The 25,811-nt window shown below is 51.3% G+C and carries 17 protein-coding genes and 5 pseudogenes; 20 read left to right on the top strand and 2 right to left on the bottom strand.

Annotated features, from left to right (window positions below; genetic code table 11):
- Nucleotides 1-9 precede the first annotated feature (9 nt).
- The 11 genes and pseudogenes from A7983_RS06825 to A7983_RS06775 all read left to right on the top strand — a co-directional run bounded on the left by A7983_RS06825 (nt 10) and on the right by A7983_RS06775 (nt 17,869).
- Entirely contained in the window at nt 10-1,119 is a 1,110-nt protein-coding gene (locus A7983_RS06825) for an ATP-binding protein (RefSeq protein WP_005976479.1), read from the top strand.
- A 166-nt stretch (nt 1,120-1,285) separates the two neighbouring features.
- Nucleotides 1,286-3,847, top strand: a complete 2,562-nt coding sequence (locus A7983_RS06820) for a DUF5682 family protein (RefSeq protein ID WP_005976481.1) — start codon at nt 1,286-1,288, stop codon at nt 3,845-3,847.
- Nucleotides 3,847-4,986, top strand: coding sequence for a VWA domain-containing protein (locus tag A7983_RS06815; RefSeq protein ID WP_005976484.1), 1,140 nt, complete (start codon nt 3,847-3,849; stop codon nt 4,984-4,986). The genes A7983_RS06820 and A7983_RS06815 overlap by 1 nt, the downstream gene beginning before the upstream one ends.
- The gene (locus A7983_RS06810; RefSeq protein WP_005976486.1) at nt 4,983-7,055 is read left to right on the top strand and encodes an SWIM zinc finger family protein; all 2,073 of its coding nucleotides are present in this window, start codon (nt 4,983-4,985) and stop codon (nt 7,053-7,055) included. The genes A7983_RS06815 and A7983_RS06810 overlap by 4 nt, the downstream gene beginning before the upstream one ends.
- 293 nt (nt 7,056-7,348) lie before the next feature.
- Nucleotides 7,349-8,536 carry a sugar transporter gene (locus A7983_RS06805; RefSeq protein WP_005976488.1) on the top strand — a complete coding sequence of 396 codons (1,188 nt, stop codon included), beginning with the start codon at nt 7,349-7,351 and terminating at the stop codon, nt 8,534-8,536.
- Nucleotides 8,537-8,579: 43 nt separating this feature from the next.
- On the top strand, nt 8,580-9,482 hold the full coding sequence (gene fieF, locus A7983_RS06800; protein WP_005976491.1) for a CDF family cation-efflux transporter FieF: 903 nt from the start codon (nt 8,580-8,582) through the stop codon (nt 9,480-9,482).
- A 206-nt stretch (nt 9,483-9,688) separates the two neighbouring features.
- Nucleotides 9,689-10,651 carry a 6-phosphofructokinase gene (gene pfkA, locus A7983_RS06795; protein ID WP_005976493.1) on the top strand — a complete coding sequence of 321 codons (963 nt, stop codon included), beginning with the start codon at nt 9,689-9,691 and terminating at the stop codon, nt 10,649-10,651.
- Between the two features lie 447 nt (nt 10,652-11,098).
- Nucleotides 11,099-12,958: a type VI secretion system Vgr family protein gene (locus A7983_RS06790; RefSeq protein WP_069704144.1), complete on the top strand. Its 1,860-nt coding sequence runs from the start codon at nt 11,099-11,101 to the stop codon at nt 12,956-12,958.
- 66 nt (nt 12,959-13,024) lie between these two features.
- Nucleotides 13,025-13,465, top strand: coding sequence for a DcrB-related protein (locus A7983_RS06785; protein ID WP_005970292.1), 441 nt, complete (start codon nt 13,025-13,027; stop codon nt 13,463-13,465).
- 17 nt (nt 13,466-13,482) lie between these two features.
- Nucleotides 13,483-17,211 (top strand): annotated as a pseudogene (locus tag A7983_RS06780) (RHS repeat-associated core domain-containing protein); the annotation flags it as partial.
- Between the two features lie 352 nt (nt 17,212-17,563).
- Nucleotides 17,564-17,869: a hypothetical protein gene (locus A7983_RS06775; RefSeq protein ID WP_005976342.1), complete on the top strand. Its 306-nt coding sequence runs from the start codon at nt 17,564-17,566 to the stop codon at nt 17,867-17,869.
- A gap of 70 nt (nt 17,870-17,939) precedes the next feature.
- Here A7983_RS06775 and A7983_RS24730 read toward each other — a convergent pair.
- Nucleotides 17,940-18,165: pseudogene (locus tag A7983_RS24730) on the bottom strand (SymE family type I addiction module toxin).
- Nucleotides 18,166-18,184: 19 nt separating this feature from the next.
- On the opposite strand from A7983_RS24730, the gene A7983_RS06770 reads away from it, so the two are divergent.
- A complete protein-coding gene (locus A7983_RS06770; RefSeq protein ID WP_069704143.1) occupies nt 18,185-19,756 on the top strand; it encodes an RHS repeat-associated core domain-containing protein in 1,572 nt (523 codons plus the stop codon).
- A 13-nt stretch (nt 19,757-19,769) separates the two neighbouring features.
- Nucleotides 19,770-20,204, top strand: a complete 435-nt coding sequence (locus tag A7983_RS06765) for a hypothetical protein (RefSeq protein WP_005973286.1) — start codon at nt 19,770-19,772, stop codon at nt 20,202-20,204.
- Between the two features lie 79 nt (nt 20,205-20,283).
- Here the strand turns inward: A7983_RS06765 and A7983_RS24725 are convergent.
- A pseudogene (locus tag A7983_RS24725) lies at nt 20,284-20,430 on the bottom strand (SymE family type I addiction module toxin); the annotation flags it as partial.
- A 998-nt stretch (nt 20,431-21,428) separates the two neighbouring features.
- Between A7983_RS24725 and A7983_RS06760 the strand changes: the two are divergent.
- From A7983_RS06760 to A7983_RS06730, 7 genes and pseudogenes are all read left to right on the top strand, one after another.
- The gene (locus A7983_RS06760) at nt 21,429-21,860 is read left to right on the top strand and encodes an Imm26 family immunity protein (RefSeq protein WP_005973288.1); all 432 of its coding nucleotides are present in this window, start codon (nt 21,429-21,431) and stop codon (nt 21,858-21,860) included.
- 556 nt (nt 21,861-22,416) lie between these two features.
- Nucleotides 22,417-23,101, top strand: a pseudogene (locus tag A7983_RS23850) (RHS repeat-associated core domain-containing protein); the annotation flags it as partial.
- A 299-nt stretch (nt 23,102-23,400) separates the two neighbouring features.
- Nucleotides 23,401-23,934, top strand: a complete 534-nt coding sequence (locus A7983_RS06745; protein WP_005973292.1) for a hypothetical protein — start codon at nt 23,401-23,403, stop codon at nt 23,932-23,934.
- Nucleotides 23,935-24,120: 186 nt separating this feature from the next.
- A pseudogene (locus tag A7983_RS24705) lies at nt 24,121-24,440 on the top strand (RHS repeat-associated core domain-containing protein); the annotation flags it as partial.
- A gap of 168 nt (nt 24,441-24,608) precedes the next feature.
- Nucleotides 24,609-25,040 carry a hypothetical protein gene (locus A7983_RS06735; protein ID WP_005973296.1) on the top strand — a complete coding sequence of 144 codons (432 nt, stop codon included), beginning with the start codon at nt 24,609-24,611 and terminating at the stop codon, nt 25,038-25,040.
- A gap of 152 nt (nt 25,041-25,192) precedes the next feature.
- The gene (locus A7983_RS23845) at nt 25,193-25,420 is read left to right on the top strand and encodes a hypothetical protein (protein ID WP_156781735.1); all 228 of its coding nucleotides are present in this window, start codon (nt 25,193-25,195) and stop codon (nt 25,418-25,420) included.
- 42 nt (nt 25,421-25,462) lie between these two features.
- Nucleotides 25,463-25,765, top strand: a complete 303-nt coding sequence (locus A7983_RS06730) for a hypothetical protein (protein WP_005973298.1) — start codon at nt 25,463-25,465, stop codon at nt 25,763-25,765.
- Nucleotides 25,766-25,811: the final 46 nt, after the last annotated feature.

Below are 25,811 nucleotides of genomic sequence, written 5' to 3'. Positions count from 1 at the left end.
GACACGAACATGGAAAAACACCCAGAGACGGCCAGCAATGTGCTGCGTCAACATGCTGAAATTCGCTTTGCGGATGAGTTAGCGCGCCTGACTAAAGCGGACGAAAATAACCCTAAGCCGCAGGGTTGGCTGCGCTCGCCCCGTGCGGTGCGGCAGTTTATTCTAGGTGACGATGCCTTAGGGATTTCCGCGAAGTTTTTTGGCGATAATGCGCTGGTCGATCGTGCAATTGTGACGCTGCTAGGGAAACAGGGATTGATGCTGGTTGGCGAACCCGGAACCGCAAAATCCATGCTGTCTGAGCTGTTTGCAGCGGCTATCTCGGGTGATTCTGGCCTGACGATTCAAGGCACGGCGGGAACAACCGAAGACCATATCAAGTATTCATGGAACTATGCGCTGTTGCTTGCTGAAGGCCCCACTGAGCGGGCGCTGATCGGTTCACCGCTCTATCAGGGGATGATGCAGGGCAGGATTGTTCGTTTTGAGGAAATCACCCGCTGTCCACCGGAAATACAGGATGTCCTGGTTTCGTTGATGTCTGAAAAACAGTTGATGATCCCTGAAATGGGTGAGCAAGGACGGATCAGTGCTAAACCCGGCTTTAACCTGATTGGCACGGCGAACTTGCGCGATCGCGGTGTACATGAAATGTCCGCGGCATTAAAACGGCGCTTTAACTTTGAAACCGTGAGGCCGATTCAAGATCCTAAATTCGAGATTGAGCTGATTCAAACGCAGCTTACGCGTGAATTGGGTGAACTGGCTGCGCGAGTCACTGTGCCACCGAGCGTTATTGAACTGCTGGTGACCACGTTCCAGGAGCTTCGCTCCGGTAATACGCGCGACGGTGGCAGCATCAAAACGCCGGATGCGGTGATGTCGAGTGCGGAAGCCGTCAATATTGCCTATGCCTCCGCGCTTGAGGCGCATTATCTGGGCGATAGCACGCTAAATGCGGGCGCCATCGCACGCCAGATTATCGGCGTGGTATTAAAAGATAACCCTGACGATGCGAAACGTATGCGCTACTACGTAGATAACGTGGCGCGAGAACGGGCAAAAAGCAGCGATGACTGGAAAGCGTTTTACGATGCCTCACGACAGTTTTGGCAGTAAGGCCACGGCCTAATCGCTGGTCACTTAAGCCTTATAGTAGGAGAACCACAGGGATACCACTCCCTGTGGCTGCTCCGTATATCTCGGCTCTTAAACGATCGGCATTAGGCTGTAGTCCATTGTTACCGATTACTTCACGGACTCTTTTTCATGAGGAAACGCGCCAGTGAGTCTCTCGAACATCGTACTGCCCGCACGGATGAAACAGGCGCTGGCAACATGGGATTTTTTGCAGTCGCAGCAGATCTACTTTGCACCGGTGCGCCACCATAGCCCCGCTTGTGCCTACGGCCTGCTGTCATTGATTGAAGATATCCACCCCGATCATATCCTGATTGAGGCTCCGGTCAGTTTTAATCACTTACTGCCCGATTTGCTTCACCCTGACGCGAAGCCTCCCATCGCGGTGATGGGACAGGCTGACGTTCAATCCGGTGAGCCGCAAGACGGTGAAACGCCGCAAACGGCTACGCGTAGTGCTTTTTTCCCTTTCTGTGACTACTCGCCCGAATGGGTTGCACTGCACGCCGGGCATCAACACCACGCGGCATTACGCTTTATTGATTTGCCGTGGGTTGAGCAAATCGCGATTGAGGAACGTCAGGATGATGTCAGCCAAAGCCTGCAAGCAGAACGCTATCTCGCCCACAGCCAGTTTATTTCAGCGCTCGCCAAGAGATGCCATTGCCGCGATCACGATGATTTATGGGAACATTTATTCGAGTTACGCTCGATTGAGGCTCTGAGCGACTGGCAGCAGCTTTTCCGCGATACGCTGGTTTGGTGTGCGTTGGCGCGACTGGATTATGAGCCTCAGGTTTTGGAGGCCGAAGGTTCCGCGCAGCGTGAGGCACATATGCTTGCCGCTATCATGCAGGTTCGTGCTGAAAACCCAACGGGGAAAATTCTGGTTGTCACGGGGGGGTTTCACTCACTGGCGCTGCTCGAAGGGCTGTCCCACGACGGCAAATCGTTCAATGTTTTCACGGATGCCGCGAAAAAGCAGTACCAAAAACAGCTTAAGCTGGCAGAAAAAGATCACGCGTGGCTGATTCGCTATAGCTTTGACAGATTAGATGCGCTCAATGGATACGCATCCGGCATGCCGGCGCCTGCTTACTATCAGCGAAGCTGGCAAATGCTCATGGCGCAGCGGGGCGATCGGCAGGTGGAAAAGGGATTAGCGCCGCTCACGACCCAGGAATACCGCAATAACATGGGGATGCGTTTTTTGTCTGAGGTTGCCAGCATGCTCCGTGCTAAAGCTTTTGACGATCCCCCCAGCTATATCACGGTAAAAAATGCGGTAGAGCAGTGTGTGCAGCTCGCGGCATTACGCGGGCATGATGGTCCTGGCCGTTACGATCTGCTGGATGGGCTACAGAGTAGTTTTATCAAAGGCAGTATTGATGATGCGCAGAGTGGACTGTGGCTTGAGATCCAAAAAACATTTTCCGGCCATGCGCTAGGGCAGATTCCTGCTGGTAGTGCGACGCCCCCGTTGGTTGATGAAACCTATCGGTTAGCGAAATCTCACCGCTTTAAACTTGATGATACGCTCGTCAAACAGAGCCGTTTGGATATCTATCGCAACCCGCAGCATCGTGCACGCAGCCGCTTTCTCCATCTGCTGAGCTTCCTTGAAGTCGGCTTCGCAACGCGCAGTAACGGCCCTGATTTTTTGGGCGGTCACAATCTCGATCTGCTATTTGAAGAGTGGCACTATGCGTGGACCCCGTCGATCGAAGGGCGATTGATTGCGCTCTCGGAGAAAGGAAGCCAGCTCGAGGCGATTGCCATCGATAAAGTCGTCTATCTGGAAAAGCAGTTAGAGGAACAAGGGCAGAACCGGTCGAGTAAAAATGCGGTGCATGTGCTGATTCAGGCGGCGCTATTAGGGCTACAGTCGCGTTTAGCCGGACTATTTCGTTTATTGCATGACGATATACACAACGATTTTCGCTTAGATTCACTCGTTGGATGCGGGCATAGCCTGATCCATCTATGGCGCGGGCGTGATTTTCTTGGCTTACGCAATCAGCCTGAATTAACGCAGCTCTTGTTTACGCTGGTTCCACAGGCGTTGTTTTGTTTACCGACCATCACGGCGGGCGATGAATCACAGCAGGAAACGCATTTTACGGCACTGCTTGGCTTGCGTGAGCTGATTGAATTTATTCCTACGCTCGACCCTTCCAATACCGCCAGTCGCGATTTTTACCACCAATTGCAGCAGATCTCTCCAGAATTAAAGGACGTGCCGTTATTGAAAGGAGCGGTTGATGCGCTGCGTTATCTCGGTGATGACATTGATGAACGCGCCCTTGATGACAATCTATCGAGCGTCTTTAGTCAGGGGAGCGATCCTGAGCAGGCGGTGCGCTATTTTGTCGGGTTAATGCGTGCGGCTCCTGAGCTCATCATCAAGACACCGCGTTTAGTCGATAAGCTAAATACGCTGATTTCGCAGTGGGATGACGATCGTTTTCTGCATGTGTTGCCCGACCTGCGTTTTGCCTTCAGCCAACTCACACCGAAGCAGAACGCGACGTTAGCAAGCTATGTTGCGGAGCAATGTGGTTTCTCTGAGCCGGAAATGCATCTTTGGCAAACGGACTTCACGGAGCAGGAGATGCTACAGACGATGCAGTTAAACCAGCGGCTGCAACAACAACTGGCGGAAAACGATTTACTGTCATGGTACGAGAAAGAGAAGGACCCAGTCTGATGAGTGCTCATGATGATAAAGGAAAAAACGGCAAACGCTGGCGCTTGATTCTGGGCCATTATGCCGATGAGGCATTAGGCAAGGCGGCGTTTGATGCGCAGGATCTGAAAGTGGAACGCACGCTGGATTATCTCTATCGCCGCGAATATCAACGCCGTGGTCTGAAGCAGGAAGGGGGACGCCACGGTTCTTTGGATCAGTCTCAACTGACGGCGGTGAATTGGCTCAATCAGGCGCGTAAATTATTCCCCAGCAGCACCTTTGAGCGGATGCAATCGCAAGCGATTGAACGCTATGAAATCACGCATTTATTCAACGATCCGCAAGCTCTGCAAGCCATGGAACCTACGCCGGCGTTGGCTAAGGTGCTATTGAGTTTGCGTGGCCGGATGAATGAACAAACGCGTGAAGCGGTACGCGACATTATTCGGAAGGTGGTGGATGAGATATTACGCACGCTGAAGCCGACCTTTACGAACGCGCTTACCGGTCGCCGTAATCGATTCCGACGCTCGCCGATCGCCAGCAGTCAAAATTTTGACTGGCGTGCCACGATTGCAGCCAATCTTAAGCATTTTGATCGCGAGAAGCAGCGCCTGGTGATTGAAACACCGCATTTTAATTCACGCATGCAGCGGCATATGCCGTGGGATGTCATTCTGTGTGTCGACCAGAGCGCTTCGATGTCCAGCTCGGTGATGTACGCGGCGGTCTGTGCCAGCATTTTGGCGACGTTGCCTGCGGTGCGAGTTTCTTTAATCGTGTTTGATACGCAGGTGGTGGATTTGTCGCATCTTGCCCACGATCCGGTTGAGGTACTGATGACGGTGCAACTCGGGGGCGGGACGAATATTGCGAAGGCTATGCAGTATTGCGAACAGCGCGTACAAAATCCGAAACGTACTATCGTGGCGTTAATCAGTGATTTTGAAGAAGGTGGCGCGCTGAGTCACCTGCTCAGTTGCGTGCAGCGTATGCACAGCCAGCAAGTCAAGCTGTTAGGGTTGGCAGCACTGGATGAGGCGGCACACCCGGTCTACGATGCCGCAATCGGGCAAAAATTGGCCGATCGCGGTATGCATGTCGCAGCATTAACGCCGGAGCATTTTGCACAGTGGCTGGCGGAGGTGATGCGATGAGCTGGCAACGTCTCTACCTGAATTATGATGAAGACGCGCTGAGCGTTTTTGCCAATGTGGGTTTACTGCGCCGAGCCAAAAAAGATCTGGCGGGCGACAAGGTGACGTTGGTGACTGACGCGGGGCAAGAAGGATATTTTGTCAGCGATGGTCAGCAGGTGGTGCTTGGTGGGCTGGGGATACAAACTGCACGGTGCGATTGCCCGGCAACCGGCTGCTGTAAGCACATTTTGGCGGCGGTGCTGTGGTTACAAACCCATGCTGAACGGGATGCGGAGCAAACGGCTGACCTCTCTTCGGAAACGGTAGTATCACCGATAGACGTGCTTGCCGAGATCTTACAGCTTGATCCTGATGTACTAATGAAGCAGGTCGGTAAAGTGCAAACGCGGCATGCTGCACGATTTGTACAAATGTGGGCAGAAGAGTCGGTGAGGACAGAGACGCTGCCAAACCAGCTTAAAATTTACCTGCCAACGCTGGAAAGCCCCGTGATCTATCTGGCCGGAACGGGCTTGACTGGCATGCTGTCGGATTTCCTGCGTGAGAAGCAGCCTGCCTTGCACCTTGCTGCCCTTGCCCGCCTCTTTGCAGAAAATCAGTGCATCTGGCCGTGGCCAGCGGATTGCTTCGCTCAGGAATCGAGTGAAAGGGCGTTAAATGCCGATGAGCAGGCGCTGATTACTATGCTGAATACGTTTATCCATGACGTCCTGAGTCAGGGGCTGTCGCACATCAGTAAAAGCAGTGCGCGGCAGCTTCATTTGCTGAATATGTCTGCCCGTGCGGAAGGATTACCGCGATTGGCGGGCTACCTGCGCACGCTGAGCGGACAGGTTAGCTTATTAGCGGAAAGGCATTACAGCCTGGAAGAGCGTGATGTCCTACTGTTTATTGCCCGCTTGTCGGCGTATTTATTCCAGCTTGAGCAGGCGAGCCCCGAACGCTTGCTGCTGCTGCGTGGGCAGGTACGGCGGCAGTATCAACAACAGCCTGAAGCGCTATCGCTTGTACCGTTAGGGGCGCAGTGGTGGGTGACTGAGGGCGGCGCGCGGGGGGCGACCTTTTCGTTTTGGGAGAGTGAAAACCAGCAATTACTGCACTGCACACAAGCGCGGGCCGATCACCATGATGTGACATTCAGCCAGCAGAGCGTGTGGCAGGGACAAACTATGTGGAAGCAGTTAGGTGAGCACATCATGCGTGCCCCGTTTACGCTGCATCACCCGCGTTTTTCTGACGACGGGAAATTGGCCTCTGGTGGCGAAAGTTACGCGAACCTTGATGGTACACCGTGGCCTGCTGCTGCGTATGAGCAGTGCAAATCGACGGCGGGCATTGCCGACTGGTCGCAGTTGTCTCGCTATTTTGAGCAAGAGAATCAAGATTATCCACAGCCTCTGTTGCTACATGTGCATCGCTATGAACCCGTGATCTGGCATGAGGTAGAGCAGCGTATCATCTGGCCAGTGTTTGACGACGCCAATAATGCGCTGCACCTGAGCCTCAACTGGAAAAAGGCGCAGCACCAGCGTATAGACAGGCTCGAACAGGCTACTCAGCAAAAATGGAAGATTATGGCGGTGCTGGTTCAGCCTCGCCGCCGTGGGAATGATATCGATCTCCAACCCTATTCTCTCTTGGTAAAGGAGGGTGGGATGGTGAAGGCGTTCTGTCTGGATTTTCAGACCATCAAAAGTGAGAAGAAAGTGCTGGGTTTTATCAGCCATATTCAAACCATGCTGGCTGAGAAGAAGCGGAAAAAAACGGTACCGCGTCCACCGCTGACGCTGGCACAGCGGATTTGTCAGCCGATCCTGGATGTGTTGGATGCGCAGGCCTGCACTGGGCGTCGGCATTTAACCGCAACGCAAAGAGAGCAGTTGCAACACGCAATGAAAGCCGCCAATGAGCTGGGCCTAACGCTCGTTGAGCGCGCGTTGTCGCACTATTTAGCACAGCCCCAGCCGCAGGTTGATAGCCTGCTGCGGGTCGTCTTTCTTTGCGACAGGCTCCAGCGTTTTCAAAACGGCTTACCGATTGTGCTGCGGCAACCTTCATCAGCGTAACGCCGTTTTCCCGACCAAAGCAGGATTAAAGTAGAGCAAGAAAGGCACGAAAAAAGACAGCGTAAGGGCGTGGTAACGCGTAGAATATGAGCACCAAAAATGATGCTCATGAATGTTCCCTTACCTGTCTTCAGGCTTTTGGCTGACATCCTCATAAAAGCACGCTGAAACACCGTTGACGGTTCGCCGATTACATGGCGGTGTCATACTTTCCTTGTACCATTGCTTCACCGCGCTAGCCTCTGCCATGACAGGGGGCGCATTCTTTTATTTTAACTTTTGATATCAATACCATGACCCGTTCTCCCCGTTCGACCGCCTGGTTACGCGTCGTCAGTCTTTCTCTGGCGGCATTCATTTTTAACACCGCTGAGTTTGCTCCTGTCGCGCTGTTGTCAGACATCGCTGCCAGCTTTTCCATGAGCGCCGCGCAGGTTGGGCTGATCATTACGATTTATGCCTGGGTAGTTGGGCTGATGTCGCTGCCCTGCATGCTGTTGTCCAGCGATATGGAACGACGCCGCCTGCTGATCAACATCTTTATCCTGTTCGCTATCAGTAATGTGCTGTCCGGTCTGGCCTGGAATTATTGGGTACTGGTCATGGCCCGTGTCGGCGTGGCGCTGTCCCACGCCGTGTTTTGGTCGATTACGGCATCGTTGGTGGTACGTCTGGCTCCTGCGGATAAAAAAGCGCAGGCGTTGAGCCTGCTGGCGACCGGGACGGCGCTGGCGCTGGTGCTGGGCTTACCGCTAGGGCGTGTGGTCGGGCAGTATCTGGGCTGGCGCGTAACGTTTGTCCTTATTGGTCTGGTTGCTGCGGTGATTATGCTGGGCCTGATGAAGCTCCTACCCGTGTTGCCGAGCAGCAATTCCGGTTCGTTGAAGAGCTTGCCTCTCCTGCTGAAGCGCCCAGCGCTGCTGTGCGTGTACGGCCTGACCGTCATGATCGTAACGGCACACTTTACTGCTTACAGTTATATCGAGCCGTTTATCCAGAAAGTGGCGTTGTTGAGTGAAAACTTCACGACTATTCTGCTGTTGATTTTTGGCGGTGCTGGAATCATTGGCAGCATGTTGTTTAGCCGCTACAGCAGCAAGTATCCGGCGGGTTTCCTGATTGTCTCATTCGCGTTTCTGGCGGTGTGTTTATTGCTACTGCAACCGCTGTCATTCAGCGGCTGGAGTCTGTCGACGCTGTGTATCATCTGGGGGATCGCCATTATGGCGCTGAGCCTGGGTATGCAGGTCAAGGTATTGACGCTGGCATCGGATGCAACCGATGTGGCAATGGCGCTCTATTCGGGGATTTATAACATCGGGATCGGCGGTGGGGCGCTGCTCGGTAATCAGGTTATTACCCATCTTGGCTTGCCCGACATCGGTTACATGGGGGCGGCGATGGCGATACTGGCGACGGTGTGCTGTATTTTTACGTTTGTTCGTTATTCCCGTGTGTTAAAAACGTCATTAACGAGCTGAATCTGGGTAAAGACCCGGACGATCTATTTTCTGTGAGGACATGATGAATCCACACTATGCGCGTTTGGTGACGCTGGCGGCAGTGAGCGCAACGGTCGTGGCGCTGGTGCTGTTTGTGATGAAAGTGTTTGCCTGGTGGCATACCGGTTCGGTGAGCCTGTTGGCGTCGCTGGTCGATTCGCTGGTGGATATCGCCGCATCGCTGGTTAACCTGCTGGTAGTGCGCTATTCGTTGCAGCCAGCGGATACTGAGCATGCGTTCGGCCACGGTAAGGCAGAATCGCTGGCTGCGCTGGCGCAGAGCATGTTTGTTTCTGGTTCGGCGCTGTTCCTGATCCTGACGGGGCTGCAACATTCGCTGGAGCCGCAGGTGTTGCACGCGCCGGAAGTGGGCATGTGGGTGACGCTCATTGCGCTAGTGGTGACGCTGCTGCTGGTCTCGTTCCAGCGTTGGGTGGTTAAACGCACGCACAGTCAGGCGGTACGCGCGGACATGCTGCATTATCAGTCCGATCTGCTGATGAACGGTGCGATTCTGCTGGCGTTGGCACTCAGTTGGAAAGGGATTACGCGTGCCGATTCCCTGTTTGCGTTGGGGATTGGCGGCTATATTTTATATAGCGCGTTACGTATGGGGTATGACGCGGTGCAGTCGCTGCTAGATCGCGCGCTGCCGGAGGACGAACATCGCGCTATCGCCGAGGTGATTGTGAACTGGCCGGGTATTCGCGGCGCACATGCCTTGCGCACCCGGCGTTCCGGGCCAACGCGTTTTATTCAGCTACATCTGGAAATGGATGATGCCCTGCCGCTGGTTGAGGCACACCAGATTGCCGACGATCTGGAGCAGGCATTACGTAAACAGTTTCCGGGAGCTGATATTATGATTCATCAGGACCCGGCTTCTGCTGTGCCGGAAAACCAGCGTGGCAGGTTGACGACGTAGGCGACGGTATTTTCAGCATTTTATGTGAAAAACGTGATAGGCCATGAAAATTTATGCACAATGTAGCCTGACCTGAATCAATTCAGCTTCGGGTGTTTGTTATAATATGCTAATAAAAGAACAAGGCTTGCTGCCTGCGTAACAGCGGCGGCGAATTTACGATAGAAGAATCCTGCAAAATTACATCTACAAGTCCAGAGGTTGTCATGATTAGAAGAATCGGAGTGTTGACGAGCGGTGGCGATGCACCAGGTATGAATGCGGCAATTCGGGGTGTGGTGCGTGCTGCACTGTCTGAAGGGCTGGAAATCTACGGCATTTATGATGGTTATCAGGGCTTGTACGAAGATCGCATGGAGCAGTTGGATCGCTACAGCGTATCGGATGTGATTAACCGTGGTGGTACGTTCCTCGGTTCAGCGCGTTTTCCGCAGTTCCGTGACGAAGCGGTGCGTCAGGTGTGTGTGGAAAACATGAAGAGACGCGGCCTGGATGCGCTGGTCGTCATCGGCGGTGACGGTTCCTACATGGGTGCCAAACGTCTGACGGAAATGGGTTTTCCCTGTATCGGCCTGCCCGGCACGATCGATAACGACGTGGCGGGAACGGACTACACCATCGGTTACTTTACCGCGCTGGAAACCGTGCTGGAAGCAATTGACCGCCTGCGCGACACTTCTTCTTCTCACCAACGTATTTCGATTGTCGAAGTGATGGGACGCCACTGCGGCGATCTGACACTGGCGGCGGCGATTGCCGGCGGCTGTGAATTCATCGTCCTGCCGGAAGTGCCGTTCAGCCCGGAAGATCTGGTTTGCGAAATCAAAGCCGGTATCGAGAAAGGTAAAAAGCATGCGATTGTCGCGATTACCGAACTGGTGTGCGACGTCGATGAGCTGGCGAGATACATTGAAAAAGAAACAGGGCGCGAAACCCGTGCCACGGTGCTCGGCCACATTCAGCGCGGCGGTTCGCCGGTCGCGTATGACCGCATTTTGGCTTCCCGCATGGGCGCATATTCGATTGAACTGCTACAGCAAGGCTACGGTGGTCGCTGTGTCGGTATTCAGAATGAGAAAATGGTGCACCATGACATCGTTGATGCCATCGAAAACATGAAACGTCCGTTCAAAGGCGACTGGCTGGAGACGGCGAAAAAGCTGTTCTGATCGTCCTGATTTGGATCGGATAAACGTTGATGCCCTCGTTAGATGACGGGGGCTAACGATGTCGTCGATATGACGTTAGAGAGACTTGCCGACTAAGCGGAACATTGCTGGCGGGTAGATGGATTCTACCCTCATGTTATTAATTTGGATGAAATTGTTTTAATTTTAATTAATTTATTCGCCTGATTTTATCCCCGTCCTTGTGCAATTAAAACTCAATGCATCTTGCTATCCTTTTGGTGTTTTTCTTTCAAAAAGGGAATCTTGGCAAGGATGTCACATAGAACGCCTTCATTATTTTTCATACCGTCCCGATTCCGCTACTCGCTTGTCTCCTGCTGCGTGCACACGCTGCTGTCGAAGGATAATCCTATTTAACTGGAGTGTTCTGTACTGAGTCATGGCCCATGCCATGCCTGAGTGTGGATGACAGCATCAGGAGGACGGATGGCCAACAGTACAGGATTACAGTTCACCGTAAAGGTCGGCGCGTTGCCGGCCTCGACGTTTGCGGTGGTGGATTTTCAGCTCAGCGAGGCGCTTAACCAGCCGTTTGCCCTGTCCCTCAATCTGGCCAGTGCCTTGCCGGATGTGGATTTTGGCGCCGTGCTGGACCAGCCGTGTGAGCTGCTGGTGTGGTACGACGGTGAGCTGAAGCGTCGGGTAGGCGGGATAATCAGCGCCTTTGCCCAGGGCGACACCGGCTTTCGCCGCACCCGCTATCAGGCGGAGGTGCGTCCAGCACTGTGGCGACTCGGGTTGCGTACCAACGCCCGCATCTTTCAGGCGCAGAAGCCGGAAGTGATTATCGGCACCCTGCTGGAAGAAGCCGGCATTACCGATTACGCCTTTTCGTTACGTCATGACCATGCCCCGCGTGAGTACTGCGTGCAGTACCGCGAAAGTGATTTGGCGTTTGTCACCCGACTGGCAGCCGAGGAAGGGCTGTACTTCTTCCACGAGTTTGAGGAAGGCAAACACCGGGTGGTTTTTGCCGACGACGCCGGGGCGCTGGCGAAAGGCCCCGACCTGTTCTTCAACCTCGCCACGCAGGGATTGAGCGAAGGCGAGTACGTCCACCGTTTCCGCTACGCCGAGCGGGTCAGCACGGCTGAAGTGGCGCTCAAGGACTACAGCTTCAAAACGCCAGCCTATGGCCTGCTGCACAAGAAGATGAGCAGCGAACTGGACCATCAGCGCGAAAGCTATCAGCACTTCGACTACCCCGGGCGCTTCAAAAAGGACCCGAGCGGCAAGGCGTTCAGTCGCTACCGGCTGGAGGCGTTACGGGCGAATGCCATCACCGGCGCGGGTGATTCCAATGCGGCGATGCTGATGCCGGGCAGCAGTTTTACCCTCACCGAGCACCCCAACCTGCCCCTCAACACCGGCTGGCAACTGGTGGCCATCACCCACAGCGGGCAGCAACCGCAGGCGCTGGAAGAAGAAAGCGGCGGTGAACCCACAACTTACAGCAACAGCTTCGAGGTTATCAGCGCCAAAACTACCTGGCGAGCCGACCTGCCGTACAAACCCATGGTGGACGGCCCGCAGATTGCGACGGTGGTGGGGCCGGCCGGTGAAGAAATCTACTGTGACGAGTACGGTCGAATCAAACTGCAATTCCCGTGGGACCGCTACGGCGCAAGTGACGACCAGAGCTCCTGCTGGGTGCGAGTGAGTCAGGGCTGGGCGGGCGGCCAGTACGGGCTGATAGCCATCCCGCGCATCGGCCATGAAGTGATTGTCAGCTTCCTCGAAGGCGACCCGGACCAGCCGATAGTGACCGGCAGAACCTTTCATGCCACCAATCCGTCGCCGTACCCGTTACCGGCCAACAAGACCCGCACCTCGCTGCGGACCGCCACGCACAAGGGCGCCGGGTTCAATGAACTGCGCTTTGAAGACCAGGCCGGGCAGGAGGAAGTGTTTATCCATGCCCAGAAGGACATGAACACCGTGGTGTTGAATAACCGCAGCACCGGTGTCGGGGGGAGTCATGAGGAAAAAGTCAGGTACGATCAGCTCAGCGTGGTGGGACGAGATCAGACGATTGAGGTTGTCCACAATCAGGAGACCAAGATCCAGGGCACCCAGGGGATCTTCGTCGGTGAGGGCCGTAAAACCGATGTCACGTCCAACGACACACTGACGGTGACGGGCAACATTACCGTGACGTCGACCAGTGGCACCATCACGCTGAAGACGGGAGCGAGTTCGCTGACCCTTTTCAATAATGGCGATATTGAAATCAAGGGCGTGAACGTCAATGTGATCGGCAGTTCGCGTATTGATCTGAATAAATAATCAGGAAGAACGTTACCCCGCTGAGGCGAGCGTGACGTCCTCCATCACCCTGTGAGACCACGTACCATGACGACCCCATCTGCTTCTTATTGCCGCTTTACCGAAGGCTGTATCACGCTCCCTGATGGCTATCAGGATCGAACCCTGAACGCCTTCACACCCAGTCAGGAAGGCGAACCCGCGTTTACAATTTCACGCGACAGGCTGAACGACGGGGAAACCGTCGATGCCTATATCGACAGGCAACTGGCGCTGATGACGCAGCATTTCAAGGGCTGGAAAACACAGACCCGTGATGTCATCTGGTTAGGCGATCGTCTGCTGGAGGGTGAACGTCTCCAGGCGAGTTACCTGCGCGACGGTCAGCGTATCTGGCAACAGCAGGCGGTATTCGCCTTCGCTGACGCACAGATCCTGGTTTTCACCCTCTCAAAAACCGCCACGCCTTCGGCGGCTGATGAATCCCGCTTCAACGCCCTGCTCGGGAGTTTTACGTTTAACCAGTAACGATAAGGAATATTGTTATGTTTGAAGCTGCGCGCGTTGGCGATGGGATCGGGCACTCCAGTGCTCTGGCTGGCATGATCCTGGGCACCATTGCTGGCGGATTGATTGCTGCCGCCGGCGGCATTGCGGCCAGTGCCCTGTTTTTTGCGGGGTTGGGCTCCTGCCTCGTAGGTGGCGCGTTGTTGATTGGCCTCAGTCTTGCGGTGGGGTGGGCGACGGGCGAGCTGGCAGCAAAAGTCCGTGACGGCATTGCCGACTCCTTTGCCAGCAGCATGTCAAAGGCCGGCACGATTGACAAGGGCTCACCCACGGTCTTTATCAACGGCATGAAGGCTGCCATGGCTATTCTGAGTGTGGCCAGTTGCAGCAAGGACGGCCCTTCCATGCAGGTGGCGGAGGGCTCCGCAACGGTCTACATCAACAACCAGCCCGCCTCCCGTCTGGGGGACAAGGTGAACTGCGGTGCCACTATCACGGAAGGCTCATCCAATGTGTTCATTGGGTGGGCGGCATGGCGGGCAACGTCGGAAAACTGGGCAAGCTGCTGCGGGAACTTCCCAGCCTCAACAAGCTCCAGCGTCTTGCCTGCCGTTTTGGCGTACTCATGACCAGTATCGCCGCCGGGGGGATTATTGCCCGCCCAATCGACATCGTGAGCGGGCAAAAATTTCTGGCGGATGAGGAGGAGCTGGATTTTGTGCTGCCTTCCCGCTTGCCCGTCTATTGGCAACGCTGCTGGCGCAGCGGTAACCCCGGCGATAGCGTACTGGGAAAGGGATGGAGCCTGTTCTGGGAAACGACGCTGACCTGCTATCAGGATGGTCTGGTCTGGCGCGCCCCGTCGGGCGATCTGATTTCCTTTCCTTTTGTTCCCGTCGGCCAGCGCAGCTACTGTCCGGCAGAAAAACGCTGGCTGGAGCACCATCAGGATGAGAGCTGGTCGGTTTATGGGCCGGACGGCGAAGTATGGTCTTACACGGCCTTGTCTCCACAGGGGAAAGCGGTGCTGGCACGCATTGCCGAGCCGTGTGGTCATGACCTTCTCTTTTTCTGGAACGATGATGACACGCTTCAGGCGCTGACGGACAGCGCCGGACGGCACCTCACCTGCCGGTATCGTGACGGACGACTGGACAGCGTCTGGCTGGATGAATCGACCTGTCTGGTGCACTATACCTACAATGCGCACAGGCAGTTGATTACCGTCACCGGGCGGGGCGGTAGCGTGCGCCGCCGTTTTACCTGGCACGATGACGGGCTGATGGCCAGCCATGAAGAGGCGAGCGGCCTGCTTAGCGAATACCAGTGGCAGGAGATTGCCGATTTACCGCGTGTGGTGGCCTACCGCAATAGCGCGGGTGAGCAACTCACGCTGGCGTATGACTTCGCCGGACAACGGCGCACTGCCCGCCGGGAGGATGGGCTCATCGCGCAGTGGATACTTGACGATGAGGGCCACGTCACTCGCTTTACCGATTACGACGGGCGCGAGACGACCCTGAGTTATACCGATGGCGAACTGTGTGACGTCATCCTGCCCGGCGGGGCGAGCCGCAAAACGACCTGGGACGACTATGGCCGGTTGCTCAGCGAGACTGACCCGCTGGGTCGGGAAACCGGCTACCAGTGGTATCGGCTGACGGGGCATATTACGCTGATTACGTATCCCGATGGCAGCCGCGAGCAAATGCAGTATGACGACCGCAATCGTCTGATTGAGGAGATTGACGCGCGGGGCAACTCAACCTACTACCATTACCCCACGGCACAGGAAAGTTTGCCGGACAGTATCACCGACGCACTGGGCGGCACCGTCACGCTGGTCTGGAGCCGGCAGGGGCTGCTGACGGCACGTACCGACTGTTCTGGGCAGAGCAGCACCTTTGAGTATGACCGTGACGGGCAGTTGCTGGCATCTGTTGATGCCGAAGGTCACACGACTCGCCGGGAATGGGATGCCTGTGGGCACCTGACGGGCGTAATCTACCCGGATGGTCGCCGGGAAACGCTGCACTGGAATGCCCGTGGTCAGTTGCAGGCCTGGCGTGACGCCCAGAACAGCGAAGTCCGCTGGCAGTATAACGACCTCGGCCAGCCTGTCAGTGTCACGGACCGCCTTCGCCGGACAACGCGCTGGCACTATGACGCCCGCGGGTTGTTGTTGCGGCTGGAGAACGGCAACAGCGCGGCGTACCAGTTTGGCTATGACGCCGTTGGCCGGCTGGTGAACGAGCGGCGCGTGGATGGCGTCGAGCTGACTTTCGACTACGACGCCGCCGGTCATCTGTGTCAGCGGTTGCAGCGCGGTCAGGCCGCGAATGACGAGGCGGTCTCGCACGTTTATCAGCACGATGCGGCGGGGCAACTGGTGCGTCGTGAGCATGCCCACGCGGTGTTTCACTACCAGCACAGCGAGCGGGGGCAACTGGTTTCCCTGAAGCGTGAACCCACCGGGGAGGGCCTCGCGCTGGGTCTCACCGCCGATGAGGTCAGGCTGACCTATGACGCGGCGGGTGACCTGTCAGGCGAACACGGCAGTGAAGGCGATATCGGCTACACCCGGGATGCACTGGGTAACGTGAGTGCCCTGTCGCTGCCGGATGGCGACACGCTGCGCTGGTTGCGCTACGGCTCGGGTCATGTCAGCGCGGTAAAATTCAATCATCAGGTGGTCAGCGAGTTTACCCGTGACCGGTTGCACCGGGAAATCAGCCGTACTCAGGGCCGCCGCACGCAGCAACGGGCGTATGACAGCCTCGGTCGCCTGACCTCACAGCGCAGCGGACTCTGGGATGTTGCAGAGCCGGAGCAGCAGCTTCTCTCGCGGGCGTTACGCTACACGGCTTCCGGCGAACTGGCGTCAGTCAGGGACGGCCTGCGGGGTGACGTGCAGTATGATTACGATGCAGAAGGTCGTCTGCTGAAACGGATTGATGTGCACTGGCAGGTGCATCATCGGGGATATGGCTATGATGCGGCGGACAATCTACAGGATAGCGGCCATTCGCCGTCTGCCGGCCCGCTGTCCGACAATCGCCTGCTGAACTGGCGTCATCTGTGGAACCAGTATGACGGTCAGGGCAACCTGATACGGCGGCGTGAAGGCACCACGGAGCAGTTTTACCGGTATGATGCGGACAACCGTCTGGTGGAAGCGCGGGGCCGGGGGCCACAGGGTGAGTTTGTGGCCCGCTATGGCTATGATGCGCTGGGCAGGCGCACCCATAAAACGGTCACCCGGGGTGAAAACGGGACGCAGGAAGAGACGCGTTTCCTGTGGGAAGGTTTTCGGCTGCTACAGGCCAGACACGCCGAGCGGACGGAAAGCTACGTTTATGACCCGACTCTCTGGTGGTCACCGTTAGCGCGTATCACGCAGCAACCGGGCGCGCGTGACGGCGATATCCGCTGGTTCAATACCGAGCTGAACGGTGCGCCGCTGGAGATGACGGATGCGGAAGGTTCGGTCCGCTGGAGCGGAGACTACGGCAGCTTCGGCGCTGTCACCGGACAGACGCAGGACAGTGAAGGACTGCGCCACGGCAAGCCGGTAGAATCCCAGTCGCTACGCTATGCTGGACAATACGCAGATGAGGAAACGGGATTACACTACAACCTGTTCCGCTATTACGACCCGACGGTAGGCCGCTTCACCACACAGGACCCGATAGGGCTGGCGGGAGGACTGAATCTTTATCAGTATGCGCCGAATCCGCTGGGGTGGGTGGATCCGCTGGGGTTGGCGAAATGCGGGAGTGGTGAATGGAAAAGTCGGCGAACCTTCAAAAACGGAGACTCAGGTCTTAAGGACCATGCTCGACGTCATTCAAATTTATCTCCAGAAAAATATTTAGAAAGAGGGAAGAGGAATATTTCTGACGGGAGTTTATTGAAAGGTGGAGGTAAACATCCAGATACTAAATATTACATCAGAAAATTAGGTGATAATGATTACAGTGTGACAATTGCTGATAGAAATAATAAGATCCTTTCTATTGATACGTGGAAGAAAGGTGGTACCCCTATGACTCAAGATGACATTATTAAAAACTTAAATAATAATGGAATTGCGCCACCTAATGGATTTTGGGAGGCACTTTGAAAATTAAAGAGAAAATGCTTGAGATAAAGGATATGTTAGAGCGATCTGGGTGGGTAATATTAAATGGGAATGAAATTTTCACTGTTTTTAATGATGAAATAGAATGGGATATGTTAAACGAAAGAACCTTGAGTAAAGAGACTCTGGTTTTTTGTTTGTTTGATGAATTAGGACGACGAACTTACAAAATGTCAGATATCCTTTATGTAAAAAGAAATAAAGATGATGCTCGGCTATATCTCGATAAAAAAAATGAAAGCTGGAAATCTGATTTAAAGAATTTTGTATATAGCACTAAGTAGTTTAATACGCCGGAAGTGATCTTAACGATCCTTCCGGCTATTTTTTACCTGCTGCTTATCGTGTGTGTCGTCAGAGATTAATCTCGGTCTCAATCACCAACCTGCCCCGCTCAACCGTCACCGTTATTGGCATCCCGGTCATAAAACCCGACTCTTCCAGCCAGCGGCCTTTAAGGTTGATGGCGGACGGCGGGTTGGGCCTGCCGTTTTACTCGTCTCATTTTGAGACTCGCCCTGCGGGCCAGCTAAAGCTGTTCAAACCTGTTTATAACAGGTTTGTGCGGGGCATATCCCACGGTATAGTAACGTTCTGTTTTGGTTGCTTTATTAACCCCTCAGTCAGGCGAACACGGCAGTGAAGGTGATATCGGCTACACGCGGGATGCACTGGGCAACGTGAGCGCCCTGTCGCTGCCGGATGGCGACACGCTGCGCTGGTTGCGCTACGGCTCGGGCCATGTCAGCGCGGTAAAATTCAATCATCAGGTGGTCAGCGAGTTTACCCGTGACCGGTTGCACCGGGAAATCAGCCGTACTCAGGGCCGCCGCACGCAGCAACGGGCGTATGACAGCCTCGGTCGCCTGACCTCACAGCGCAGCGGACTCTGGGATGTCGCAGAGCCGGAGCAGCAGCTTCTCTCGCGGGCGTTACGCTACACGGCTTCCGGCGAGCTTGCGTCAGTCAGGGACGGCTTGCGGGGTGACGTGCAGTATGATTACGATGCAGAAGGTCGGCTGCTGAAACGGATTGATGTGCACTGGCTGGTGCATCATCGGGGATATGGCTATGATGCGGCGGACAATCTACAGGATAGCGGCCATTCGCCGTCTGCTGGCCCGCTGTCCGACAATCGCCTGCTGAACTGGCGTCATCTGTGGAACCAGTATGACGGTCAGGGCAACCTGACACGGCGGCGTGAAGGCACCACGGAGCAGTTTTACCGGTATGATGCGGACAACCGTCTGGTGGAAGCCCGGGGTCGGGGGCCACAGGGTGAGTTCGTGGCCTGCTATGGCTATGATGCGCTGGGCAGGCGCACCCATAAAACGGTCACCCGGGGTGAAAACGGGACGCAGGAAGAGACGCGTTTCCTGTGGGAAGGTTTTCGGCTGCTACAGGTCAGACACGCCGAGCGGACGGAAAGCTACGTTTATGACCCGACTCTCTGGTGGTCGCCGTTAGCGCGTATCACGCAGCAACCGGGCGCGCGTGACGGCGATATCCGCTGGTTCAATACCGAGCTGAACGGTGCGCCGCTGGAGATGACGGATGCGGAAGGCGCGGTGCGCTGGAGCGGAGACTACGGCAGCTTCGGCGCTGTCACCGGACAGACGCAGGACAGCGAAGGGCTGCGTTGCGGCAAGCCGGTAGAATCCCAGTCGCTACGCTATGCCGGACAATACGCAGATGAGGAAACGGGATTACACTACAACCTGTTCCGCTATTACGACCCGACGGTAGGCCGCTTCACGACACCGGACCCGATAGGGCTGGCGGGGGGGATTAACCTTTATCAGTATGCGCCGAATCCGCTGGGATGGGTTGATCCGCTGGGGCTTTTTTGTGGTGTATCGAAAAATGCAAAATGGAATAAATCTAGGCAGGGAGTTGATGGGCCTGGATTAAGAGATCATTATGCAAAACATGGTGATCAAGTGGGGGCAAATACAGTGAGGGAATATGATTTCAGTGCCAGAACTACTATCCAAGATGGCAGGGAATTTACTTATAGATATACTAATAAACCTCGTGTAGGTTATTATGATCCTAATACAGGCTTGTTTACAGCAACTAGTCAAACAGGTAAAACGCCTACTATACTGACTCACTTTCCTGATAGTTGGGAAAATCTGAGGAAATTGCCTGGTTTCTCGGTACCTAATTAGTGAGAGTAATTAAATGTCGGATAAAATAAATCATATTATTTGGTTGATGAGTAAAGGATATCGATTGCCTCATGATATTGAAGTGGTGGCGAGTGAAATATATTACGCATTGCAAAGTAACGAGCAGGTTGATAATGATATAATTAACGATTTTATCAAAAGTGTCATGACTTCTAAATATAGTAATATTGTTGAGATTACATATGATTATATGGATGGGTTGATTTATTCTGATGGTAACTTACTTTATGAGGAGTTTTTAAAAGTTATTCATTTATTTGATTCAATAAATATTTTTATATTTTTAGAGTTGAAGGGACCTGATGATATTATGGGTAAATCTGATGCAGCTATGATTTTTTTTCTAAAAAAATATGCTAAATGGAGTAAGGGAGTTACATCAGTTTATATTGAAAATAAAAAATGGTGGCAAAGAGTTACTTGTTAAAAACATTAATGTGAATAAAGTTGAAAAGATCTGACGATCCTTCCGGCTTTATTTTATCTGCTATTTATCGTGCGCAGCGTCAGAGATTAATCTCGGTCTCAATCACTATCCTGCCCCGCTCAACCGTCACCGTCACCGTCACCGTTATCGGCATCCCAGCCATAAACCCTGACTCTTCGAGCCAGCGACCTTTAAGGTTAATCGCGGACGGCGGGTTGGGTCTGCCATTTTACTCGTCTCATTTTGAGACTCGCCCTACGGGCCAGCTAAAGCTGTTCAAACCTGTTATAACAGGTTTGTGCGGGGCGTATCCAACGCTCTGTTTTTGTTGCTTTATTAACGGTGACGTCTGACTTAGAATGTGTCTTAGCCATGGCTAACTCCCTCGTGGATAGGCGGTAGCATAGTCAGTATACAGATGAAATTAGAAAGCAACTAGTTACCCTTTCAAGGCAGGCTAAATCTCTAAGCGATACAAGTCTAGAACTTAAAGTTAAGGAAATTCAGGATTTGGCCAGATCTGGCTTAGATAATGGTTTGTTTAAAGTTGATCCTAATACAGGGAAATTGTTATGAAAAATCGTGGAAAATCTTTTTTATTGTACAATTTTCTCCTGAAAATATTTCTTGTTTTTCTTGAGGAATTATATATCTATAATGGATAGAGAGAATTCGATTTATGAGGTATCTGTAGATCATGAAACTGGGGAATTTAATACACCAGAGGATAGGGGGTCGAAAAAATTTATTATGAGTCAATAGAACTATTTGAAATAAAAGAAGAGATAAATGAATATTTGTTTTTTTGCAATGAAATAGCTGCTCCCGTCTGTTCTGATATATTTAAATCTAAGTTTGAGTTGCTTGGGCTAAAGGGGGTGGATTTTAAAGAAATAAATAGTGACTATAAATATTCAGCATGGGAGTTTCTTTGATCTTGTCCAACAATAGTGAACATGCAGCGTATGACAAAACTGTGCAATGGCGCCTTCTAAGACTGGGACAAAAAAGCGACTTTAGCAGTTGGGGAATTTTATTGGGAACTATAGAAGTCCTTCTAGGATACCGGTAGGTATAATAATAAATGCTCAAGGTAGTGGCGGCTTCGTTGAAAGTGTTACTCTTCTTAATCCTCCTGGAATGTAAATCATGGCTATGTCTATATTAAATAGTATTTTAGTTTCACCTGATTTCCCAAATGGGTCAGTTGAAGGCTAATGGATTATGAAAATAAAATATAAAGAAGGCGACATATTTTTCATTCCTTTGAGTAATGGTAAATATGCTATGTGTCAGGTTGTTTTTTCGCCGAAAGCAAAGTTTAAGAAAGTAATCGCTTTCTGTGTTATTTCTATACAAGATAGTGAGGTTTTTAAAAATGATGGGCTTCTGGAACCTATGTCTTTTGAGAAGTTTGGAAAAAAAACGAAAGTTATATTTACGGGAAATCAGAATATTAGTGTCGGTGTATGGAAGATTGTAGGGTGTGCCGATTTAGGTGAGGAGAGTAGAAAGTTAAAAATATTCAATTATGCTGGTGGTCTTTATCACGGGGAAGAAGAAATTAGGCGTATTCCTGTTTCTGAGTATCCTAATCACATAACAATGGGGGTGTCTGGCTTTGAACTCATTGATAATATCCTGACCGGAATTTGACCGGCATCAAAATACATTTGATTCTATGATCGAAATTTTTAGGATTGAAAAATAGACGAATGTTACCAGAGTGGCTTCCTGTTTTCTGCTAGACCAGTTAAGAAAAGCATACGTTAGGAGCAAGATATGTTATTGCCGAGCCCGGATGATTGGAAAACTATCTTGTCTGTGTTGGCACTTGTGTTATCGGTTTTTTCATTTCTTTTCACACGAAGAAGCTGGCTTCAATCAAATCGCTCGATAGTTTCAGTGGTGGTCGAAACTCACGGCGGTGGTAACGAATTAATTGCCTACAACTTGGTGCTAAGTAACACTGTAAATCGACCTGCTACGAATGTTCGTATCCGTGTGAAAGAAATTGATATTGATGCGTGTATATCAGAATGGGTTAAAAGTCATAAAATTAAGAACGCTACATACTCCGGTGTGATGAGGTGTTTCTCGAACGATGGTGAAATTCCATTACTGTTGAATGGAAAGTCCATGATTAACCCATTTGGCTATACACGAAGAGATCAACAAACGTTTTGGTGTTATGAAGCTAACCTACCTGTAGTCTGTACTGAGTGGTGGCGTGGGCGCAACGTTAACACGGAAGAACAGTACCGCTACAACCGTAGCGGCCTGCCGCAGGATGCGACACGGTTGACCGAGTGGCATCCTGTGGCTCATTCGCAGGCAGGTGGTGCAACCGGGCTACCGTTCGCAGGTGTGGCACTACCGCTGGGACAGCCGCAATCAGCCCAGGGTCGTGGATACCCCAAACGGTGAACGCTGGTTTACCGCCACGGCCCGTTCGGGCGGCGTATTGGCAAACGCTACGACCAGACAGCCGAAGTGCGGTACTACCGCGACGGTGAACCTGTCAGCCGCCGCCACTGGGTGCACAACGGACCGACGCAAGCTGGGAAACTGACTTTGTCACCAGCGGCCATAACGGCGAACCGCAGGCTATTTTCAACCAGACTGGTGAACTGCGCTGGCAGGCCCCGCGCGCTAACTTATGGGGCCAGCGCTATACGGACAAGGCTGAAAAACGCGATCCAGGTCTGGCCTTTGCCGGGCAATACCATGACGACGAAAGTGGCTTATGCTATAACCGTTTTAGGTATTATGATCCGAGCGGTGGTTGTTATATCTCACCCGACCCGATAGGTGTATTGGGGGGAGAGAGTAATTACGGGTATGTGCCGAATCCCAATACGTGGGTTGATCCGTTTGAGTTGGCTGGGTGCGAGATAACACTTAGCGGTAACTTCAATGTAAAATTAAAAAAACATGCTCAGGATATATATGAAACATCGAGAAAATTAGGTGTGCCAGTTGCAAAGGGGGATAAAGAAGGGATGAAAGATTTTGTTCTTTCTATAGTTAACGATAAGATCAACTTAGTTAATTCGAATTTTATATGGAATACTATCGAATCTACTAGTGCATATGTTAAAGGCGAAGCTGTGGTTTTAGTTAATAATGCTACGAATGAAGCGCTAACTTTTCTTCACAAAGGGAGATTGTCATCATACTTACAAGAGGTAATTAAATGATGCCGACTAGTTACCATGAATCATTTTTGAAAAAAACATCATATTTATTTAATGGGGTAGTTATATCTGGCATTGTTTATATAGTTGATGAAGATGATGAAATCATTGATAATGTGATTTTCTTGGAGATTGGAGCTGATGGTGTAGTCGGTTTTTACATTAATGGTCCAAACCCTTTTGTTACTAGAAATAATATTAATGAGTTTGATGATTTTAATTTGCATGCATCATATGAAATTTTGCATGAGAAAAAATCGAATATTTCACATCCTTTTAAAATTGAACATGTGAAGGTTTTTTTTCATCCTTCATATAATGAAGTTATCTCTATATTTTTATCTTCCCCAGATTTTTCATCGTCTGTTTTTATCGTTTTTTCAAATGATGAGATATATGTTTATGAAAATTGCAAAGAGGACGGATTGATAAAAATATTGAAAAATAATTTCCTCCAGTTTGGAGGTTTAAAATTTTTCGTATACCAAAAAAATATTTATGAATCCGGTTGGAATATAATTGATGCGGGATAATCTATTAGAGTGTTACATAGGTTTATCTAAGGGTAGATAGTAATCGATAGATCGAATTATGGTGGGAAGGGTTGACTCGGTATGGTTAGTACGACAAAACCGGACTACCGAGTGCAGTTTTTTCGTTATAGCTATGATCAATTTGGACCATATACTGGCAAACGCTGTAAGCAGACGCAGAACGATGTCACCAGCGGCCAAAACGGTGAACCCCAGGCTCTGTACAAACCCGACGGTATCCTGCGCTGGCAAGCACCGAAAAGCACCCTCTGGGGACAAAGACGGGGCTCCGTTGAAGACCCTGCCGACCTGGGACTTGCCTTTGCTGGACAGTATCGTGACACCGAAAGCGGGCTATGTTATAACCGTTTTCGGTACTATGATCCGAACGGTGGATGCTACATTTCACCTGACCCGATAGGGGGCTGGGCGGGGAAAGTAATTACGGCTATGTCCAAAACTCTCTTTGCTGGATAGATCCGCTGGGATTGGCTGGTTGTGATGTACTACTTGGTCAAAAAAGAATTAGTGACACATTCAGGGATGTTGATTCTGATGCACCTGATTATATTCGAGGACGAAGTATTTGTAATATCGCTGGTGACTTGAAAAGTGGTACTTTACGTTCAGACCAATTACCTGAGTGCTATACTTGATATTATAAGGCTGGGTTAATGAGTCAATTACTAAGGAAAATTGAATTTCCGTGGGTTATGGAAAATGTAGCTGAACCATTTTTTTCTTATTCTGGAAGTTGTTTAAATGTGTACTTTATGGTTTTTTTAGGCATTGAGGAAAGGAAGAAAGATATTAACAACTACCTTTTACGTAATTTTTTGCATGACGAATCAGATATGCCAGATGATAAATATAACAATGCTGGGTATAAAATGGCTAACTTTGATTTTAAATCTTTTGATTTTTTTTATTGTACTGATAAAATTTCAGGTCTATCTAAATACTCTAATGGTTCTGAGCTTAGTTCTGGTTTTTGTGAGGAAATCAATGAGAATAATGAGTTTTTAGGATATGTTTTTATTGGGCATGATTTGTTTTTGTCAGTGAAAGCAAGAAAATATATAATATCTATTAGTGATGTTTTATAAATGAAAATCCGGAATAAATCTTAACGATCCTTCCGTCTTTATTTTATCTGCTGTTTATCGTATGGATCGTCAGAGGTTAAATAGCTTTGCGTAATAGCGCTACATTTGGAAATGTGCGATCTCCTGTCAGCTTTGGCCTCGTACGATGAGAAGTGAAGCATCAATGTGCGAAGCTATTTAGAAGTCAATCAACAGCAGAATACTTTGCTACTCATGGTGGAACCCAAGCAGCAAATCCAATTGTTAAGATAGATCTGTCTAAAATTCCGAGCGATAAGATTTTAGATGTATCAAACGCTCAAAAGGCTGCGGAACATTTGAAAACTCCATTCAGCCGAAATGTAGCAGTAGCTCACCAAGAAGTATTAGCCTTTGGATAAATACCGTCGGAAGCGATAATTGGATTTTTATAGGTTAATAATATGTTGGAAGAAATAAAAGAAAAGATCATAAAAAATAGTTTCGTTGATGAAATTAGAACCAATATGGCGTTCAATGAAGATGCCTATATGGGGTTAATATCGTCTTTGGGCGAGTTATCTAATATATTGAAAGGTAGTGATTTCGTTGATAAAGAGTTGGCGCTTTATTTATATACCATTCCACAAATGATACGAAATGCATATGTGAGTTTTGATGGAAAAGAAAATAATCCTGAAATCGAATTTAGATTAGAAGATGCGTGGATTGAATTAGATGCATTGGTCATTGATTGTTTAAGCTAATAATAATTCGAAAGCGATCCCAACAATCCTTCCGGGTTATTTTATC

Source organism: Pectobacterium wasabiae CFBP 3304 (genome assembly GCF_001742185.1).
Taxonomy (GTDB): domain Bacteria; phylum Pseudomonadota; class Gammaproteobacteria; order Enterobacterales; family Enterobacteriaceae; genus Pectobacterium; species Pectobacterium wasabiae.
The sequence above is the reverse complement of the archived record's forward strand: the minus strand, read 5'-3'. Positions and strand labels throughout refer to the sequence as shown.

What these genes read in the sequence shown, in the direction of transcription:
- A7983_RS06815 (WP_005976484.1), top strand. Translation starts at nt 3,847, where the DNA reads ATGAGTGCTCATGATGATAAAGGAAAAAACGGCAAACGCTGGCGCTTG.
- A7983_RS06790 (WP_069704144.1), top strand. Translation starts at nt 11,099, where the DNA reads ATGGCCAACAGTACAGGATTACAGTTCACCGTAAAGGTCGGCGCGTTG.
- A7983_RS06825 (WP_005976479.1), top strand. Translation starts at nt 10, where the DNA reads ATGGAAAAACACCCAGAGACGGCCAGCAATGTGCTGCGTCAACATGCT.
- A7983_RS06785 (WP_005970292.1), top strand. Translation starts at nt 13,025, where the DNA reads ATGACGACCCCATCTGCTTCTTATTGCCGCTTTACCGAAGGCTGTATC.
- A7983_RS06760 (WP_005973288.1), top strand. Translation starts at nt 21,429, where the DNA reads ATGAAAATAAAATATAAAGAAGGCGACATATTTTTCATTCCTTTGAGT.
- pfkA (WP_005976493.1), top strand. Translation starts at nt 9,689, where the DNA reads ATGATTAGAAGAATCGGAGTGTTGACGAGCGGTGGCGATGCACCAGGT.
- fieF (WP_005976491.1), top strand. Translation starts at nt 8,580, where the DNA reads ATGAATCCACACTATGCGCGTTTGGTGACGCTGGCGGCAGTGAGCGCA.
- A7983_RS06730 (WP_005973298.1), top strand. Translation starts at nt 25,463, where the DNA reads ATGTTGGAAGAAATAAAAGAAAAGATCATAAAAAATAGTTTCGTTGAT.
- A7983_RS06805 (WP_005976488.1), top strand. Translation starts at nt 7,349, where the DNA reads ATGACCCGTTCTCCCCGTTCGACCGCCTGGTTACGCGTCGTCAGTCTT.
- A7983_RS06765 (WP_005973286.1), top strand. Translation starts at nt 19,770, where the DNA reads ATGTCGGATAAAATAAATCATATTATTTGGTTGATGAGTAAAGGATAT.
- A7983_RS06810 (WP_005976486.1), top strand. Translation starts at nt 4,983, where the DNA reads ATGAGCTGGCAACGTCTCTACCTGAATTATGATGAAGACGCGCTGAGC.
- A7983_RS06735 (WP_005973296.1), top strand. Translation starts at nt 24,609, where the DNA reads ATGAGTCAATTACTAAGGAAAATTGAATTTCCGTGGGTTATGGAAAAT.
- A7983_RS06745 (WP_005973292.1), top strand. Translation starts at nt 23,401, where the DNA reads ATGATGCCGACTAGTTACCATGAATCATTTTTGAAAAAAACATCATAT.